Below are 17,386 nucleotides of genomic sequence, written 5' to 3'. Positions count from 1 at the left end.
CTGGGGAGCCACGAGCAACACGCTTTGCCCGTTCACTCTCGTCGGAGACTAGCGGTCAAGTCCGCCAGAGTCAGCGAGAACAGCGGAAAAGTCCTGGTCAGCCTCCAGCAGGACGGTACATTGCAGACATATTGCCCCGGATTTGAGGATGTATCCAGCCTCAAGAGCCCTCCCGGCCAGTCATCGGACGTTTATCCAGCACTCCACCCGGACGTCGATCCCGTCCCCCGGGCACCACTTCCCGCACCCGTGCGCCGGGTCCCCGGCCGCCCCGCCGGCCGGCCCCTGCCCAGCGCCTAGCCGGCCCCCTCCAGCGCCTCCCGGACCTCCCCCGCGAACCGCTCGGCGGCGGCGCGCAGCGCGCCCGCGTCGGGTCCGTGCCGCAGCACTCCCCGGCTGACGTTCGGCACCACCTCGCGCACCGCCGCCCCGAACAGCCTGGGCAGATCGGCGACGGCCGCGCCCTGGGCCCCGATGCCGGGCGCGAGCAGCGGACCGCCGATGGCGAGGTCGTACGACGACAGATCGCCCAGCGTGGCCCCGACGACCGCGCCGAAGGAGCCGAGCGGCTCCTCCCCGGTGCTCTCAGCAGCGTTCTCCGCCGCGTTCTCGGCCGCGTTCTCGGCCGCCAGGTGGGCCAGCATCGTGGCGGCCACGTCCCGGCCGTCCGCGCGCAGGGCGCGCTGCACCTCGCCGCCCTCCGGGTTGGAGGTCAGCGCCAGCACGAACAGGCCGGAGCCGCTCTCGCGCGCGAGCGCCACGGCCGGGGCGAGCGAGCCGTAGCCGAGGAACGGCGAGACGGTCAGCGCGTCCGAGAACAGCGGGGAGTCCTTGTGCAGGAAGGTCTCGGCGTACGCGGCCATGGTGGAGCCGATGTCGCCGCGCTTGGCGTCCATCAGCACCAGGGCGCCCGCCGCGCGGGCGTCGGCCACGGTCCGCTCCAGCACGGCGATCCCGCGCGAGCCGAACCGCTCGAAGAACGCGCTCTGCGGCTTCAGCACGGCGACCCGGTCCGCGGTGGCCTCCACGACCGTCCGGCTGAACCGCTCCAGACCGGCCACGTCGTCGTTCAGGCCCCAGTCGGTGAGCAGCGAGGCGTGCGGGTCGATGCCGACGCACAGCGGCCCGCGCGCGTCCATGGCGTGGCGCAGCCGTGCGCCGAAGGGTTCCCGGATCATGGGGCGGCCTTCCTGACGTCGGCGCCGACCGCGTCGGCGAGGGTGGCGTACGGGCTGGTCCGCAGGCGCGCGGCCAGGCCCTTGTGGATCGCGCGGGCGTAGAACGGTCCCTCGTAGATGAACGCGCTGTAGCCCTGGACCAGCGTGGCGCCGGCCAGGATGCGCTGCCAGGCGTCCTCGGCGTTCTCGACGCCGCCGACGCCGACCAGGGTGATCCGGTCGCCCACGCGCGCGTAGAGGCGCCGCAGCACCTCCAGGGAGCGGGTCTTGAGCGGGGCGCCGGACAGTCCGCCGGTCTCCTCGGTCAGGGAGGGGGCGGAGCGCAGGCCCAGCCCTTCGCGCGCGATGGTGGTGTTGGTGGCGATGATTCCGTCCAGACCCAGTTCCACGGCCAGGTCGGCGACGGCGTCGACGTCCTCGTCGGCGAGGTCGGGGGCGATCTTCACCAGCAGGGGGACCCGCCGGGCGGTGACGGTCCGGTCGGCGGCCTCGCGCACGGCGGTCAGCAGCGGGCGCAGCGCCTCGGTGGCCTGGAGGTTGCGCAGTCCGGGTGTGTTGGGCGAGGAGACGTTCACGACCAGGTAGTCCGCGTACGGTGCCAGGCGTTCGGCCGACTTCACGTAGTCGCTCGCCGCGTCGGCCTCCGGCACCGTCTTGGTCTTGCCGATGTTCACCCCGACGACCGTCCGGAAGACGGGCTCGCGGGACGCCAGGCGCGCGGCGACGGTGAGCGAGCCGTCGTTGTTGAAGCCCATCCGGTTGATCAGCGCCCGGTCCGGCGCCAGCCGGAACAGCCGCTTCCTGGGGTTGCCCGGCTGTGCCTCGCCGGTGACCGTGCCGATCTCGACATGGTCGAAGCCCAGCATGGACATGCCGTCAATGGCGATGGCGTTCTTGTCGAACCCGGCGGCGAGCCCGAACGGCCCGTGCATCCGCAGCCCGAGCGCCTCGGTCCGCAGTTCTTCGTGGCGGGGGGCCAGCGCGGCGGCGACGAAGGTCCGCAGCACGGGGACGCGCGCGACGAGCCGGATCCAGCGGAAGGCCAGGTGATGGGCCCGCTCGGGGTCCATCCGCCGGAAGAGAAGATTGAAGAAGATCTTGTACATGGAGTCCTTCACCACACCTGGTGTCCTGAACGGGTCCTCAGCGAGAAGCGAGAGGAACGGGCCCTCGGCAAGGGTCCTCAGCAAGAGGGGGACACCGTTTCCGGTGTCCCCCTCGGGGCTGCTAGTCGCGGGCCGCGGTCAGATGCTCGGCGTGTTCCTGGAGGGACCGGACCCCCACATCGCCGTGGTGCAGGGCGTCGATGCCCTGGACGGCCGCGGCGAGGGCCTGGACGGTGGTCAGACAGGGCACGGACCGGGCGACGGCCGCCGTCCGGATCTCGTAGCCGTCGAGGCGCCCGCCGGTGCCGTACGGCGTGTTGACGATGAGGTCGACCTCGCCCGCGTGGATGAGCTGGACGATGGTCGGCTCGCCGCCCGGCCCGGGGCCCTCGGACTGCTTGCGCACGACCGTGGCGTGGATGCCGTTGCGCTTGAGGACCTCGGCGGTGCCGGAGGTGGCCAGCAACTCGAAGCCGTGGGCGACCAGCTCGCGCGCCGGGAAGATCATCGAGCGCTTGTCGCGGTTGGCGACGGAGATGAAGGCGCGGCCCTTGGTGGGCAGCGGGCCGTACGCAGCGGCCTGCGACTTGGCGTACGCCGTGCCGAAGGCGGAGTCGATGCCCATGACCTCGCCGGTGGAGCGCATCTCCGGGCCGAGGACCGTGTCGACACCGCGGCCGTGGATGTCCCGGAAGCGGGACCACGGCATCACGGCCTCCTTGACGGAGATCGGCGCGTCCAGCGGCAGCTCACCGCCGTCACCGGCGGCCGGGAGCAGGCCCTCGGCGCGCAGTTCGGCGACGGTCGCGCCCAGCGAGATCCGCGCGGCGGCCTTGGCCAGCGGCACGGCGGTCGCCTTGGAGGTGAAGGGGACCGTGCGGGACGCGCGCGGGTTGGCCTCCAGGACGTAGAGGATGTCGCCCGCCATGGCGAACTGGATGTTGATCAGGCCCCGGACGCCCACCCCGCGCGCGATGGCCTCCGTGGAGGCGCGCAGCCGCTTGATGTCGAAGCCGCCCAGCGTGATGGGGGGCAGGGCGCACGCCGAGTCGCCGGAGTGGATGCCGGCCTCCTCGATGTGCTCCATGACGCCGCCGAGGTACAGCTCCTCGCCGTCGTACAGGGCGTCGACGTCGATCTCGATGGCGTCGTCCAGGAAGCGGTCGACCAGCACCGGCCGGGAGGGGCTGATCTCGGTCGACTCGGCGATGTAGGAGGCGAGGCGGGTCTCGTCGTAGACGATCTCCATGCCGCGTCCGCCGAGCACGTAGGAGGGGCGGACCAGGACCGGGTAGCCGATCTCGTCGGCGATGGCCTTGGCGCCGGCGAAGGTGGTGGCCGTGCCGTGCTTGGGCGCCGGGAGGCCGGCCTCGGCGAGGACCCGGCCGAAGGCGCCGCGGTCCTCGGCGGCGTGGATGGCCTCCGGGGAGGTGCCGACGATCGGTACGCCGTTGTCCTTGAGCGCCTGGGACAGGCCGAGCGGGGTCTGGCCGCCGAGCTGGACGATCACGCCCGCGATCGGCCCGGCCTGCGCCTCCGCGTGGACGATCTCCAGGACGTCCTCCAGGGTGAGCGGCTCGAAGTAGAGCCGGTCGGAGGTGTCGTAGTCGGTGGAGACGGTCTCGGGGTTGCAGTTGACCATCACCGTCTCGTACCCGGCGTCGCTCAGCGCGAAGGAGGCGTGGACGCAGGAGTAGTCGAACTCGATGCCCTGGCCGATGCGGTTCGGGCCGGAGCCCAGGATGATCACGGCGGGCTTCTCGCGCGGCGCGACCTCGGTCTCCTCGTCGTAGGAGGAGTAGAAGTACGGCGTCCGCGCGGCGAACTCGGCGGCGCAGGTGTCGACCGTCTTGTAGACCGGGCGGATGCCCAGCGCGTGCCGCACCTCGCGGACCACGTCCTCGCGCAGGCCGCGGATCTCGCCGATCTGCTGGTCGGAGAAGCCGTGCCGCTTGGCCTCGGCGAGCAGCTCGGCGGTCAGCTCGGGCGCGCCCGTCAGTTCGTCGGCGATCTCCTTGATGAGGAAGAGCTGGTCGACGAACCAGGGGTCGATCCGGGTCGCCTCGAAGACCTCCTCGGGCGTGGCGCCCGCGCGGATGGCCTCCATGACGGTGTTGATCCGGCCGTCCGTGGGCCGTACGGCCTCCGCCAGGAGGGTCGCCTTGTCGCCGGGGGCGCCGGTGAAGGTGAACTGGCTGCCCTTCTTCTCCAGCGAGCGCAGGGCCTTCTGGAACGCCTCGGTGAAGTTGCGGCCGATGGCCATGGCCTCGCCGACCGACTTCATGGTGGTCGTGAGCGTGGAGTCGGCCTGCGGGAACTTCTCGAAGGCGAAGCGGGGGGCCTTGACCACCACGTAGTCGAGCGTGGGCTCGAAGGACGCGGGGGTCTCCTGGGTGATGTCGTTGGGGATCTCGTCCAGGGTGTAGCCGACGGCGAGCTTCGCGGCGATCTTCGCGATGGGGAAGCCGGTGGCCTTGGAGGCGAGCGCCGAGGACCGCGACACGCGCGGGTTCATCTCGATGACGATGACCCGGCCGTCCTCGGGGTCCACCGCGAACTGGATGTTGCAGCCGCCGGTGTCGACGCCGACCTCGCGGATCACGGCGATGCCGATGTCCCGCAGGATCTGGTACTCGCGGTCGGTGAGGGTCATGGCGGGGGCGACGGTGATGGAGTCGCCGGTGTGCACGCCCATGGGGTCGAAGTTCTCGATGGAGCAGACCACCACGACGTTGTCGTGCTTGTCGCGCATCAGCTCCAGCTCGTACTCCTTCCAGCCGAGGATGGACTCCTCCAGGAGCACCTCGGTGGTCGGCGAGAGGGTCAGGCCCTGGCCGGCGATGCGGCGCAGCTCGTCCTCGTCGTGCGCGAATCCGGAGCCGGCGCCGCCCATGGTGAAGGACGGGCGGACCACGACCGGGTAGCCGCCGAGGGTGTCCACGCCCGCGAGGACGTCGTCCATGGTGTGGCAGATCACCGAGCGGGCGGACTCGCCGTGCCCGATCTTGGCGCGGACGGCCTCCACGACCACCTTGAACTGCTCGCGGTCCTCGCCCTTGTGGATCGCCTCGACATTGGCGCCGATCAGCTCGACGCCGTACTTGGCGAGGACCCCGTTCTCGTGCAGCGAGATCGCGGTGTTCAGGGCCGTCTGGCCGCCCAGGGTGGGCAGCAGGGCGTCGGGGCGCTCCTTGGCGATGATCTTCTCGACGAACTCGGGGGTGATCGGCTCGACGTAGGTGGCGTCGGCGATCTCCGGGTCCGTCATGATCGTCGCCGGGTTGGAGTTGACCAGGACGACGCGCAGGCCCTCGGCCTTCAGGACGCGGCACGCCTGCGTGCCGGAGTAGTCGAACTCGGCTGCCTGGCCGATGACGATCGGGCCGGAGCCGATGACCAGGACGGACTGGATATCGGTGCGCTTAGGCACGCTGGCCCTCCATCAGGGATGTGAAGCGGTCGAAGAGGTAGGCGGCGTCGTGCGGGCCGGCTGCCGCTTCGGGGTGGTACTGGACGCTGAAGGCCGGGCGGTCCAGGAGCTGGATGCCCTCCACCACGTCGTCGTTGAGGCAGACGTGGGAGACCTCGGCGCGGCCGTAGGGGGTCTCGGAGATCCGGTCGAGCGGGGCGTCCACGGCGAAGCCGTGGTTGTGCGCGGTGACCTCGACCTTGCCGGTCGTACGGTCCTGCACCGGCTGGTTGATGCCGCGGTGGCCGTACTTCAGCTTGTAGGTGCCGAAGCCCAGCGCGCGCCCGAGGATCTGGTTGCCGAAGCAGATGCCGAAGAGCGGCGTGCCGCGCTCCAGCACCGCCCGCATCACGGAGACCGGGTGGTCGGCGGTGGCGGGGTCGCCGGGACCGTTGGAGAAGAACACGCCGTCGGGCCGCACGGCGTACACGTCCTCGACGCTCGCCGTCGCGGGCAGCACATGCACCTCTATGCCGCGCTCGGCCATCCGGTGCGGGGTCATGCCCTTGATGCCGAGGTCCACGGCGGCGACGGTGAACCGCGCGGTGCCGATCGGGACGGCTGCGCCGTCGGGGCCGATCGCGGGGACGACGTACGCCTGCTCGGTGGCGACCTCGGCGGAGAGGTCGGCGCCGGTCATCTCGGGGGCCTGGCGGACCTCGGCGAGCATGGTGCCGTCGTCGGGCAGGGCGTTGCCGGAGAAGATCCCGACGCGCATGGCGCCGCGCTCGCGCAGATGCCGGGTGAGGGCGCGGGTGTCGACGCCGGAGATCCCGACGACGCCCTGGGCGGCCAGCTCCTCGTCCAGCGAGCGCCGGGAGCGCCAGTTGGACGGCACGCGCGCGGGGTCGCGCACCACGTACCCGGAGACCCAGATGCGCCTCGACTCGCTGTCCTCGTCGTTGAAGCCCGTGTTGCCGACGTGCGGGGCGGTCATGACGACGACCTGGCGGTGGTACGAGGGGTCGGTGAGGGTCTCCTGGTAGCCGGTCATGCCGGTGGAGAAGACGGCCTCGCCGAAGGTCACCCCCACGGCCCCGTAGGCACGGCCGCGGAAGATCCGGCCGTCCTCCAGGACGAGTACGGCGGGAACCTTGACGGCTCCCCTGGTGGAGGTTGTCATCGTGCGCCTTCCGTCTTCTTGATCATGTTGTCGAGCGTGTGGACCCATTCCCCGTGCTCGGCGGCCCGGTCGGAGCGGAACCCGGAGTCGATCAGCCGGTCCCCGTGCTCCCAGGTGACGATCAGGAGACCGCCCTCGGTGAGCACCTTGCCCGCGATGCCCTTGTCGAGCCGGGCCTCGCGCAGCCGCTCGGCGGGGACGAAGAAGTCGTTCGCACCGGGGCGTACGACGTCCAGTCCCGCGTCCGTCAGGGTCAGCTCGGCGCGGCTGCGGGAGCCCAGGCCGTGCGCCACGATGCGGTCGAGCCAGTGGCCGGCCGTGGTCGAGCCGTGGTAGCGGCCGGTCATCGTCAGTGTCGCCGGGCCGGGGTCCTCCGGCGCGGCGGGCAGCTCCGGTAGGTCGCCCTGAAGGGTGCCGCGCCATTTCCAGCCCTCGCGCATCAGCCAGTACACGAGCGCGACGAACAGGGCGAGGCCCACGATCCAGCCCACGCGGGCGGCCCAGTCGGTCACCTCGGCCGACTTCTGGTCGGCGGCCAGACCGTGCAGGTCGGTGGCCAGTGCGTGCAGAGTTGTCACGTGAGTTTCCCGTCGACGAGCGTCGCCTTGCCCCGGAGCCAGGTGTGCGTGACACGGCCCGGCAGCTCACGCCCCTGGTACGGGGTGTTGCGGCTGCGCGAGGCGAAGCCCGCGGGGTCCACCCGGCCACGGTATTCCGTGTCGACGAGGGTGAGGTTGGCGGGCTCACCAGCCGAGACGGGACGGCCGTGTCCGGATGCCTGTCCGATCCGGGCGGGCCCGGCGGACATCCGGTCGGCGACGCCGGCCCAGTCCAGCAGGCCCGTGTCCACCATGGTCTCCTGCACCACTGACAACGCGGTCTCCAGGCCCACCATCCCCATGGCGGCGGCGGCCCACTCGCAGTCCTTGTCCTCGTGCGGGTGCGGGGCGTGGTCGGTGGCGACGATGTCGATGGTGCCGTCGGCGAGGGCCTCGCGCAGGGCGAGCACATCGCGCTCGGTGCGCAGCGGCGGGTTGACCTTGTACACCGGGTTGTAGCTGCGGACCAGCTCGTCGGTGAGCAGCAGGTGGTGCGGGGTGACCTCGGCGGTGACGTCGATGCCGCGGGACTTGGCCCAGCGGACGATCTCCACGGAGCCCGCGGTCGACAGATGGCAGATGTGGACGCGGGATCCGACATGTTCGGCGAGCAGGACATCCCGGGCGATGATCGATTCTTCGGCCACCGCCGGCCAGCCGCCGAGCCCCAGTTCGGCGGAGACCACGCCCTCGTTCATCTGGGCGCCCTCGGTCAGCCGCGGCTCCTGGGCGTGCTGGGCGACGACCCCGCCGAACGCCTTCACGTACTCCAGCGCGCGGCGCATGATCACCGCGTCGTCGACGCACTTGCCGTCGTCGGAGAAGACGGTGACGCCGGCCGCCGACTCGTGCATGGCGCCCAGCTCGGCGAGCTGCTTGCCCTCCAGGCCGACGGTGACCGCGCCGATCGGCTGGACGTCGCAGTAGCCGTGTTCCCGGCCTAGCCGGTAGACCTGCTCGACCACGCCGGCGGTGTCGGCGACGGGGAAGGTGTTGGCCATGGCGAAGACGGCGGTGAAGCCTCCGGAGGCCGCCGCGCGGGTGCCGGTCAGCACGGTCTCTGAGTCCTCGCGGCCCGGCTCGCGCAGATGGGTGTGCAGGTCGACCAGGCCCGGCAGCAGCACCTTGCCGCCGGCCTCGACGACCTCGGCGCCCTCGGCGGACAGTCCGGCGCCGACCGCCTCGATCGTCCCGCCGTCGATCAGCACGTCCTGCGGCTCGCCGCCGAGCACCTTCGCACCACGGATAAGGATCTTGCTCATGTCGGTTACTTCTCCTTGGTGACGGGGGCGGCGGGGGCGGCGGACTCGGCGGTACGGGCCGGGGTCACGGCGGGCTCGTTGCCGCCGAGCAGCAGATACAGCACGGCCATCCGGATGGACACGCCGTTCGCGACCTGCTCGACGACGGTGCAGCGCGGGGAGTCGGCGACCTCGGCGGAGATCTCCATGCCGCGGACCATCGGGCCGGGGTGCATCACGATGGCGTGCTCCGGCATCCGCGCCATGCGGTCGCCGTCGAGGCCGTAGCGGCGCGAGTACTCCCGCTCGGTCGGGAAGAACGCCGCGTTCATCCGCTCGCGCTGGACGCGCAGCAGCATCACCGCGTCGGACTTGGGGAGCGTCGCGTCGAGGTCGTACGACACCTCGCAGGGCCAGTTCGCCATGCCGACCGGGAGCAGGGTGGGCGGGGCGACCAGGGTGACGTGGGCGCCGAGGGTGTGCAGCAGATCGACGTTGGAGCGGGCGACCCGGCTGTGCAGGATGTCGCCGACGAGGGTGATGTGCTTCCCGGCGAGGTCCTGGCCGAGCCCGGCGTCCCGGCCGACCAGCCGGCGGCGCATGGTGAAGGCGTCCAGCAGCGCCTGGGTGGGGTGCTGGTGGGTGCCGTCCCCGGCGTTGATCACGGCCGCGTCGATCCAGCCGGAGTTGGCGAGCCGGTACGGGGCCCCGGAGGCGCCGTGCCGGATGACGACGGCGTCGACGCCCATCGCCTCCAGGGTCTGGGCGGTGTCCTTCAGGGACTCGCCCTTGGAGACGCTCGACCCCTTGGCGGTGAAGTTGATGACGTCCGCGGACAACCGCTTCTCGGCGGCCTCGAAGGAGATCCGGGTCCGGGTCGAGTCCTCGAAGAAGAGATTGACGACGGTGCGACCGCGCAGGGTCGGCAGCTTCTTGATCGGCCGGTCCGCGACCCGGGCCATCTCCTCGGCGGTGTCGAGGATCAGCACGGCGTCGTCGCGGGTCAGGTCGGCTGCCGAGATGAGATGACGCTGCATCTTTCAGGCTCCGTAAGGCAGTTCAGTATCGGGAGAATTCGGGCGAGGCGGATCGGGGTGGCGAGGAGCGGGGCACACGGGTACGGCGTACGGCACGGGCCGTACGCCGCTCGCTCGCTACCGACGCCCGCCCGGGGCGGCCGGCTTGACGCCGAGCAGCACGGTGTCGCGACCGTCCTCCTCGGCGAGCTGGACCTTGACCGTCTCCCGCAGCGACGTGGGGAGGTTCTTGCCGACGTAGTCCGCGCGGATGGGCAGTTCGCGGTGGCCGCGGTCGACCAGGACGGCGAGCTGCACCGCGCGCGGGCGCCCGATGTCGTTCAGCGCGTCCAGGGCTGCGCGGATGGTGCGGCCGGAGAACAGCACGTCGTCGACGAGGACGACGAGCCGGCCGTCGACGCCGTCACCGGGGATCTCGGTGCGGGCCAGGGCGCGCGGCGGGTGCATGCGCAGGTCGTCGCGGTACATGGTGATGTCCAGGGCGCCGCAGGGGACCTTGCGCTCGGTGATCTCTTCGAGCTTGGCGGCGAGCCGGCGGGCGAGATGGACGCCGCGGGTCGGAATGCCGAGGAGCACCACGTCGTCGGCGCCCTTGGCGCGTTCGACGATCTCGTGGGCGATACGGGTCAGGACCCGCGCGATGTCGGGGCCTTCGAGCACGGGCCGCGCCTCGGACGCGGACGCGCCGTGCTCCGCTTCCCGCTGCTCGTCCTGCTGCTGATCTTGCTGCTTGTCCATACGAAACGGACCTCCTTCTCCGCCTCACGGGACGGACCTTAAAGGACGTCGAGATTGCGCCGTTTACGGTAGCAGGCCCGCGCGAAACGTTGCGGCACACCCCCAGGTCACCCCGGATCACCCTCCCGAGGACCCCGGATCACCCGCTTGGCGCAATCGGTCGGCACTACCACGGAAGAGTCGGTGCGGACCATTCGGCTTGACGCAGCAGAGTAACGCTGCGTAACCTCACAGTGAGTTACCAGCCGCGCGGCTCGGCACCCGAGCCGGCCGCGTAGACACAGTGCCGGGGAGCTATATGTCCAGCGAATACGCCAAACAGCTCGGGGCCAAGCTCCGGGCCATCCGCACCCAGCAGGGCCTTTCCCTCCACGGTGTCGAGGAGAAGTCCCAGGGCCGCTGGAAGGCCGTAGTGGTCGGTTCGTACGAGCGCGGTGACCGCGCGGTGACCGTGCAGCGCCTCGCCGAGCTGGCGGACTTCTACGGCGTGCCGGTGCAGGAGCTGCTGCCGGGCACCACACCCGGCGGCGCCGCCGAGCCGCCGCCCAAGCTGGTCCTCGACCTGGAGCGGCTGGCCACGGTCCCGGCCGAGAAGGCGGGCCCCCTCCAGCGCTACGCGGCGACGATCCAGTCCCAGCGCGGCGACTACAACGGCAAGGTGCTGTCGATCCGCCAGGACGACCTGCGCACACTCGCCGTGATCTACGACCAGTCGCCCTCGGTCCTCACCGAGCAGCTGATCAGCTGGGGCGTCCTGGACGCGGACGCGCGCCGCGCGGTCTCCCACGCCGACGAGAGCTGAGCGCTCCGCGGGTCCGGCGAAGGCAATCCGGCGGGGCCGGTCCAGCAGGACCAGTCCGGCGGGCCGGTCCCTTGGGCACCGGTCCGTCGGGGCGGGCCCAGCAGAAACGTGCCGTCGCCAGGTATCCGGGCGCGAGCCGCCGCCGTACGGACGCGAACGGCTGCCGTACGGGTGCGAGCCGCTGTCGTGCGGGCCTGTGCCTCCGCCGCCCTACCGGCGTACGGATGTACGCCTGCGCAGGCACAGGCGATGCCGCCCGGTACGCGTGTGAGCCCCCGCGGACCACGCGCGTGAGCCGCCCGTGGACATGAGAAGGGCCCCCAGTGACCACTGGGGGCCCTTCTGCGTGCCGGGCGGGCGGAGAGACCTGGGGGCGCGGGGAACTGCGCGAGACGCCCCACCGGACCGGCACCCGGCGACGCTACGGCCACCACTCCCCACGAACCCCTTCCGACGGCACCCACCGGTCCGCCGCCTACGCACCTTCCCGGCGCAGCGACGGCTTGAGTTCCTTCAGCCGCCCGAGCAGCCCATTGACGAACGACGGGGACTCGTCCGTCGAGAACTCCTTCGCGAGCTGCACCATCTCGTCCAGCACGACCGCGTCCGGCGTCCCGTCCACCCAGATCAGTTCGTACGCGCCCAGGCGCAGGATGTTGCGGTCGACGACCGGCATGCGGTCCAGCGTCCAGCCGACGGCGTACTGCGAGATCAGCTCGTCGATCCGGGTCGCGTGCTCCGCGTACCCCTCCACCAGCTCCATCGTGTACTCGCTCACCGGGGGCTGGCGCGGGTCGGTCCGGGAGTGCCGGATCCAGTCCGCGAGCACCGTCAGGACGCCGGCGTCGCGTTGATCGCCCTCGAAGAGGATCTGGAAGGCGCGCTTGCGGGCCGTGTTGCGGGCAGCCACGGTTAGCTGTTCACCCGGCCGAGGTAGTCGCCGGAGCGGGTGTCGACCTTGATCTTCTCGCCGCTGGCGATGAAGAGCGGGACCTGGATCTCGTAGCCCGTCTCCAGCTTGGCGGGCTTGGTGCCGCCGGTGGAGCGGTCGCCCTGGAGGCCCGGCTCGGTCTCGGCGATGTTCAGCTCGACGGCGGTGGGCAGCTCCACGAAGAGCACACTGCCCTCGTTCTGCGCGACCGTGGCCTCGAAGCCCTCGATCAGGAAGTTGGCGGCGTCACCGACGGTCTTGCGGTCGATGTGCAGCTGGTCGTAGGTCTCCATGTCCATGAAGACGAAGTAGTCGCCGTCCATGTAGGAGAACTGCATGTCGCGCTTGTCGACGGTGGCCGTCTCGACCTTGACGCCGGCGTTGAAGGTCTTGTCGACCACCTTGCCGGACAGCACGTTCTTCAGCTTGGTGCGCACGAAAGCGGGGCCCTTGCCGGGCTTGACGTGCTGGAACTCGACAACGGACCACAGCTGGCCGCCGTCGAGCTTGAGCACCATGCCGTTCTTGAGGTCGTTCGTGGAAGCCACGGTTGCTTCAATCTCCTGGACTGACGTGGACGACCCCGGGGCACGCGCCTACAACGCGAGCAGCTCCTTGGTCGTGATGGTAAGTAGCTCGGGTCCGCCGTCCGCCTCGGGGCGGACGACGAGCGTGTCATCGATCCGGACGCCGCCCCGGCCCGGGAGGTGGACCCCGGGTTCGACGGTGACCGGCACGCAAGCGTCCAGTTTACCCATGGCCGCGGGGGCGATCTGCGGGTCCTCGTCGATTTCGAGTCCGACGCCGTGTCCGGTGAGCGCCGGGAGTCCCGCGCCGTACCCGGCCCGGTCCAGCACCTGCCGGGCGGCGCGGTCCACGTCACGGCAGGCGGCGCCCGGCACCAGCGACTCGCGTCCGGCCCGCTGCGCCGCGAAGACCAGGTCGTACAGCTCGATCTGCCAGTCCGCGGGGGAGGTCCCGATGACGAACGTGCGGCCGATCTCGCAGCGGTAGCCGCGGTACGTCGCGCCCAGGCACACGGAGAGGAAGTCGCCCTCCTCCACCCGGCGGTCGGTGGGGCGGTGGCCACGGCGGCCGGCGTGCGGGCCGGTGGCGACGGAGGTGGCGAAGGCGGGGCCGTCGGCGCCGTGGTCGACCAGGCGGCGCTCCAGTTCGAGGGCGAGGTGGCGTTCCGTGCGGCCCACGAGGATCGACTCCAGCAGTTCACCGAGGGCCTGGTCGGCGATCTCGGCGCCGATGCGCAGACAGGAGATCTCCTCCTCGTCCTTGATCACGCGGAGTTGTTCCACCACTCCGCCGACGTCGGTCAGCCGCAGGCCGGGGGCGACCGAGCCGATGGCCCGGTGCCGGGCGACGGTGAGGTGGTGCTCCTCGACGGCGAGGGAGTCGGCGCCCTGGGCCGCGGCGAGGCCGGCCCCGGCCACGGCGCAGTCGCCGGTTCCTTCCAGCAGGTGCAGGCGGAGGGTGCCGTCGGGGCGGCCGTCGCCCGCCTGCTCGTCCGGTGGGCCGGCGCAGACCAGGAAGTCCTCGCGCTTGCCCAGCAGCAGCGCGGAGCCCTGCGGGGCGGCGCCGGCGAGGTAGCGCACGTTGGCGGGGCGGGTGACCAGCGCGGTGGCGCTGCCGCTGGCGTTGCTGTGTTCCCTCAGCCGGGCTCGGCGGGTCGCGTACACCTCTGACATGTGTCGAGCGTAGGAGGGATGGGGGGTTTGTGCCGGTTGGCGTGCGCCGAAGGGGGTTGGGGGATGTGGTTCGGGGTGGTGCCGGGTTGTCGGCGGGGGCGGTTCTGTGGGGGGGACCGGGTTGTCGCCGGGTGCGGGCCGGTGGGGCGTCTCGCGCAGTTCCCCGCGCCCCTGACAGGTCGGGCCGGTGCCCGGGATGGGCAGCTCAGCGCGGAACTGGTCGGGGACGGCGCCCGGGGTGGGCGGCTCAGGGCGGGGCTGATCGCGCCCCCGTACCCGCTCCCCTGTTTCCCCCGCCCCTTACCAGTTCGGGGGGCTTGCTATTGAGCGGGCCAGGACCTCGTTGAGGATGTGGGAGGTGGTGGGGACATCCAGGTGGGAATTGTCGATGATCGGGAGGCCGGAGCCGTACCAGCCGGCCATGCGGCCGTGGATGCGGGCGACCTCCTCGTCGCTGAGGCGGCGATTGCCGTGGCGTTCCGCGTTGCGCTCCAGGACGATCTCCAGGCCGGGGAGGAGGACGACCGGGAGCAGGCCGGGGCCGACATGACGTTTCCAGCCGCCGAGGCCGACGACCGGGCGGTCGGGGAACACGGCGTCGTCGAGGATGCAGGAGATGCCGTTGGCGAGGAAGTTGCGGGCGGCGAAGCCGCAGGTGCGGCGGGCCAGGCGGTACTGGGCCTCGGAGTGGTCGTTCCACCCGGACTGGGGGTCGGCGAAACCGGCGCGGACCCACTCGCGGACGTCGTCGAGGCTGATGTGGGCGGTGGGGACCCGGCGGTGGTCGGCCCAGTACTTGGCGACGCTGGTCTTCCCGGCGCCCGCGGGGCCGATCAGCAGCACGGCGAGCGTGGTGGTCAGCGGGTCCGGGGCGGCCGTCGCCGGGAGGGGGCCGGGCATGCCCACGGGGCCGCCGGGCGGCAGCGTGACATGGCCGGTGCTCTCCGGGGCCGGCGCCGGGTGAGGGGGAGGCGCGGTGAAGCCGGGGACCGGCGGGGGCGGTGGAACGGGCACGGGGCCGGAACCGCGGGGGGCCTGAGGGCGGCCCATGGGTTGGTGCGCGGCGGGTGACCAGCCGGACGACGGGCCCTGCCCCGGCTGGTGGGGCGGCAGCGGATACCCCCCTGCGTGCTGCATCCGGTACCACTCCGTCTCGTCGTTCTCGGCGCGTGCGCCTGCGGGCGGGCTTCGTCGCCCCGCGGGTCACGCGCGACATGGCGATGGGTACCGGCGGCGGGGCGCGCACCCCGTCGCCACCGAACCGTACCGCCCCCGGCCGTCGTATGGTGAACGGCCGGGAACGGCCCCGAGTGCCCGCCGCCGCAAGGCGGAACGGACGCGAGGAACCCGAGCGGACCTACTCCCCCACCTCGCCGTACGCGGCGAGCAGCACGGCAGGGTCGGGGCCCTCCAGGACGGTCGGCTTGGCGAGACCGTCCAGCACGATGAAGCGGAGCAGGTCGCCGCGGGACTTCTTGTCGACCTTCATGGTCTCCAGCAGCTTGGGCCACTGGTCATGGCGGTAGTGCAGGGGCAGCCCGACGGCTTCCAGGATGGTGCGGTGCCGGTCGGCCGTGGCGTCGTCGAGGCGGCCCGCGACCCGGCCGAGTTCGGCGGCGAAGTGCATGCCGACGGCCACGGCGGCGCCGTGCCGCCACTGGTAGCGCTCGTTCTTCTCGATGGCGTGCGCGAGGGTGTGACCGTAATTGAGGATCTCGCGCAGACCGGATTCCTTCAGGTCCGAGGAGACCACCTCGGCCTTGACCTTGATGGACCGCTCGATCAGCTCGGCGGTGTGCGGTCCGGCCGGGCTGCGGGCGCCCTCCGGGTCGGCCTCGATGAGCTGGAGGATCACCGGGTCGGCGATGAACCCGGCCTTGATGATCTCGGCGAGCCCGGAGACGAAGTCGTTGACCGGCAGGGTGTCCAGCGCGGCCAGGTCGCACAGCACCCCGGCGGGCGGGTGGAAGGAGCCCACCAGATTCTTGCCCTCGGCGGTGTTGATGCCGGTCTTGCCGCCGACCGCCGCGTCGACCATGCCGAGCACGGTCGTCGGTACGGCGATCCAGCGCACGCCGCGCAGCCAGGTCGCGGCGACGAACCCGGCCAGGTCGGTGGTGGAGCCGCCGCCCACGCCGATGATCACATCGGTGCGGGTGAACCCGGACTGGCCGAGCGCCTTCCAGCAGTAGGCGGCGACCTCGGCGGTCTTGGCCTCCTCGGCGTTGGGCACCTGGATGGCGACGGCCTCGTACCCCTGTCCGGCCAGGTCGGCGCGGAGCGCGTCCCCGGTCTCGGCGAGTGCCTCGGGGTGCAGCACGGCGACCCGCTTGGCCTTCTCGCCGATCAGCCCGCCGAGTTCACCGAGGAGCTGACGGCCCACCAGGACCTCGTACGGCTCGCTGCCCGCCGTACCGCCGACCTGGATCCTCGTCACCGACGCTGTCACGACGTCCTCCTGCGGGGTGTCCGGGTGGGCCCCGGCGGTGGCGGTCTTCAGTTCCAGCACGTCCAGCACATCCTGGGTGACCTCTTCGGGGGTACGGCCGTCGGTGGCCACCACCGAGCGGGCGACCCCCTCGTACAACTGCCGCCGGGCCTCCATCAGTTCCCGCCACTGTTTGCGCGGGTTGATCGCCAGCAGTGGCCGGGCCGCGTTCAGCCCGGTGCGCCGGACCGCTTCCTCGACGTCCATGGAGAGATAGACGACCGGGAGGCCCGCGAGGTTCAGCCGGGTGTCCGCGTCGAGGATCGCGCCGCCGCCGAGGGCCAGTACGCCGTCGTGCTCGGCGAGTGCCTGGCGTACGGCCTGCTTCTCCAGCGTCCGGAAGGCGGCCTCGCCCTCCTCCACGAAGATGTCCGCGATCTCCTTGCCCCGCGCGGCCACGATGTCCGCGTCCGTGTCGCGGAACACCACGCCCAGCCGCTCGGCGAGCAGTCCGCCCACGGTGGACTTGCCGACCCCCATCGGGCCGACCAGCACGACCAGCGGGCCGCTCACCGGATGGCCAGCTGGTCGAGGTAGGAGGTGACGTTGCGGCGGGTCTCGGGAACGCTGTCGCCGCCGAACTTCTCCGCGACCGCGTCGGCCAGGACCAGCGCGACCATCGCCTCGGCGACGATCCCGGCGGCCGGGACGGCGGAGACATCCGACCGCTGATGATGGGCCTGCGCCGCCTCACCCGTCGTCACATCCACCGTCCGCAAAGCGTTCGGCACCGTCGCGATCGGCTTCATCGCCGCCCGCACCCGCAGCAGCTCACCCGTCGACAGACCACCCTCGGTACCACCCGAACGCCCCGACACCCGCCGGACACCCTCGGGCGTGTTCACGATCTCGTCGTGCGCCCGCGAACCGGGCACCCGCGCCAGCTCGAAACCGTCACCCACCTCCACACCCTTGATCGCCTGGATACCCATCAGCGCAGCCGCCAGCCGCGCATCCAGCCTGCGGTCCCAGTG

The 17,386-nt window shown here is 71.6% G+C and carries 15 protein-coding genes; 1 reads left to right on the top strand and 14 read right to left on the bottom strand.

Annotated elements, in window-relative coordinates:
* Positions 1-296: 296 nt before the first annotated feature.
* The 8 genes from pyrF to pyrR form a co-directional block, all read right to left on the bottom strand.
* Entirely contained in the window at positions 297-1,178 is an 882-nt protein-coding gene (gene pyrF, locus ACFXAZ_RS22125) for an orotidine-5'-phosphate decarboxylase (RefSeq protein WP_384593790.1), read from the bottom strand.
* Positions 1,175-2,284 carry a quinone-dependent dihydroorotate dehydrogenase gene (locus ACFXAZ_RS22120; protein ID WP_384593896.1) on the bottom strand — a complete coding sequence of 370 codons (1,110 nt, stop codon included), beginning with the start codon at positions 2,282-2,284 and terminating at the stop codon, positions 1,175-1,177. Before ACFXAZ_RS22120 ends, pyrF begins: the two co-directional genes overlap by 4 nt.
* A 121-nt stretch (positions 2,285-2,405) precedes the next feature.
* A complete protein-coding gene (carB, locus tag ACFXAZ_RS22115; protein ID WP_384593787.1) occupies positions 2,406-5,714 on the bottom strand; it encodes a carbamoyl-phosphate synthase large subunit in 3,309 nt (1,102 codons plus the stop codon).
* Positions 5,707-6,876: a glutamine-hydrolyzing carbamoyl-phosphate synthase small subunit gene (carA, locus tag ACFXAZ_RS22110; protein WP_384593784.1), complete on the bottom strand. Its 1,170-nt coding sequence runs from the start codon at positions 6,874-6,876 to the stop codon at positions 5,707-5,709. Before carA ends, carB begins: the two co-directional genes overlap by 8 nt.
* Entirely contained in the window at positions 6,873-7,454 is a 582-nt protein-coding gene (locus ACFXAZ_RS22105; RefSeq protein WP_384593781.1) for a hypothetical protein, read from the bottom strand. Before ACFXAZ_RS22105 ends, carA begins: the two co-directional genes overlap by 4 nt.
* Positions 7,451-8,737: a dihydroorotase gene (locus tag ACFXAZ_RS22100; protein ID WP_384593778.1), complete on the bottom strand. Its 1,287-nt coding sequence runs from the start codon at positions 8,735-8,737 to the stop codon at positions 7,451-7,453. Before ACFXAZ_RS22100 ends, ACFXAZ_RS22105 begins: the two co-directional genes overlap by 4 nt.
* Positions 8,738-8,742: 5 nt before the next feature.
* Positions 8,743-9,753: an aspartate carbamoyltransferase catalytic subunit gene (locus ACFXAZ_RS22095; RefSeq protein ID WP_384593775.1), complete on the bottom strand. Its 1,011-nt coding sequence runs from the start codon at positions 9,751-9,753 to the stop codon at positions 8,743-8,745.
* Between the two features lie 117 nt (positions 9,754-9,870).
* Positions 9,871-10,491 (bottom strand): bifunctional pyr operon transcriptional regulator/uracil phosphoribosyltransferase PyrR, encoded by a 621-nt coding sequence (gene pyrR, locus ACFXAZ_RS22090; protein ID WP_384593772.1) that lies wholly within the window; start codon positions 10,489-10,491, stop codon positions 9,871-9,873.
* 298 nt (positions 10,492-10,789) lie between these two features.
* On the opposite strand from pyrR, the gene bldD reads away from it, so the two are divergent.
* Entirely contained in the window at positions 10,790-11,293 is a 504-nt protein-coding gene (gene bldD / locus ACFXAZ_RS22085; RefSeq protein ID WP_382687538.1) for a transcriptional regulator BldD, read from the top strand.
* 475 nt (positions 11,294-11,768) lie between these two features.
* On the opposite strand, the gene nusB is transcribed toward bldD, so the two are convergent.
* From nusB to ACFXAZ_RS22055, 6 genes are all read right to left on the bottom strand, one after another.
* Positions 11,769-12,203 carry a transcription antitermination factor NusB gene (nusB, locus tag ACFXAZ_RS22080; RefSeq protein WP_384593769.1) on the bottom strand — a complete coding sequence of 145 codons (435 nt, stop codon included), beginning with the start codon at positions 12,201-12,203 and terminating at the stop codon, positions 11,769-11,771.
* Positions 12,204-12,205: 2 nt separating this feature from the next.
* Positions 12,206-12,772 (bottom strand): elongation factor P, encoded by a 567-nt coding sequence (efp, locus tag ACFXAZ_RS22075; RefSeq protein WP_384593766.1) that lies wholly within the window; start codon positions 12,770-12,772, stop codon positions 12,206-12,208.
* Between the two features lie 48 nt (positions 12,773-12,820).
* Positions 12,821-13,924 (bottom strand): aminopeptidase P family protein, encoded by a 1,104-nt coding sequence (locus ACFXAZ_RS22070; RefSeq protein ID WP_384593763.1) that lies wholly within the window; start codon positions 13,922-13,924, stop codon positions 12,821-12,823.
* A gap of 300 nt (positions 13,925-14,224) precedes the next feature.
* On the bottom strand, positions 14,225-15,061 hold the full coding sequence (locus tag ACFXAZ_RS22065) for a Pro-rich N-terminal domain-containing protein (protein ID WP_384593758.1): 837 nt from the start codon (positions 15,059-15,061) through the stop codon (positions 14,225-14,227).
* 220 nt (positions 15,062-15,281) lie between these two features.
* Positions 15,282-16,925, bottom strand: coding sequence for a 3-dehydroquinate synthase (gene aroB / locus ACFXAZ_RS22060; protein WP_384593755.1), 1,644 nt, complete (start codon positions 16,923-16,925; stop codon positions 15,282-15,284).
* The coding region (locus ACFXAZ_RS22055; protein WP_384593752.1) for a chorismate synthase at positions 16,922-17,386 on the bottom strand (465 nt) is incomplete at its 5' end. The genes aroB and ACFXAZ_RS22055, both read right to left, overlap by 4 nt.

It is taken from the genome of Streptomyces sp. NPDC059477, from assembly GCF_042749375.1.
GTDB lineage: Bacteria > Actinomycetota > Actinomycetes > Streptomycetales > Streptomycetaceae > Streptomyces.
Note: the sequence above shows the minus strand (reverse complement) of the source record. Positions and strands in the feature narration are given on the sequence as shown.

What these genes read in the sequence shown, in the direction of transcription:
- pyrF (WP_384593790.1), bottom strand. Translation starts at nt 1,178, where the DNA reads ATGATCCGGGAACCCTTCGGCGCACGGCTGCGCCACGCCATGGACGCG.
- ACFXAZ_RS22120 (WP_384593896.1), bottom strand. Translation starts at nt 2,284, where the DNA reads ATGTACAAGATCTTCTTCAATCTTCTCTTCCGGCGGATGGACCCCGAG.
- carA (WP_384593784.1), bottom strand. Translation starts at nt 6,876, where the DNA reads ATGACAACCTCCACCAGGGGAGCCGTCAAGGTTCCCGCCGTACTCGTC.
- ACFXAZ_RS22100 (WP_384593778.1), bottom strand. Translation starts at nt 8,737, where the DNA reads ATGAGCAAGATCCTTATCCGTGGTGCGAAGGTGCTCGGCGGCGAGCCG.
- ACFXAZ_RS22095 (WP_384593775.1), bottom strand. Translation starts at nt 9,753, where the DNA reads ATGCAGCGTCATCTCATCTCGGCAGCCGACCTGACCCGCGACGACGCC.
- pyrR (WP_384593772.1), bottom strand. Translation starts at nt 10,491, where the DNA reads ATGGACAAGCAGCAAGATCAGCAGCAGGACGAGCAGCGGGAAGCGGAG.
- bldD (WP_382687538.1), top strand. Translation starts at nt 10,790, where the DNA reads ATGTCCAGCGAATACGCCAAACAGCTCGGGGCCAAGCTCCGGGCCATC.
- ACFXAZ_RS22070 (WP_384593763.1), bottom strand. Translation starts at nt 13,924, where the DNA reads ATGTCAGAGGTGTACGCGACCCGCCGAGCCCGGCTGAGGGAACACAGC.
- ACFXAZ_RS22065 (WP_384593758.1), bottom strand. Translation starts at nt 15,061, where the DNA reads ATGCAGCACGCAGGGGGGTATCCGCTGCCGCCCCACCAGCCGGGGCAG.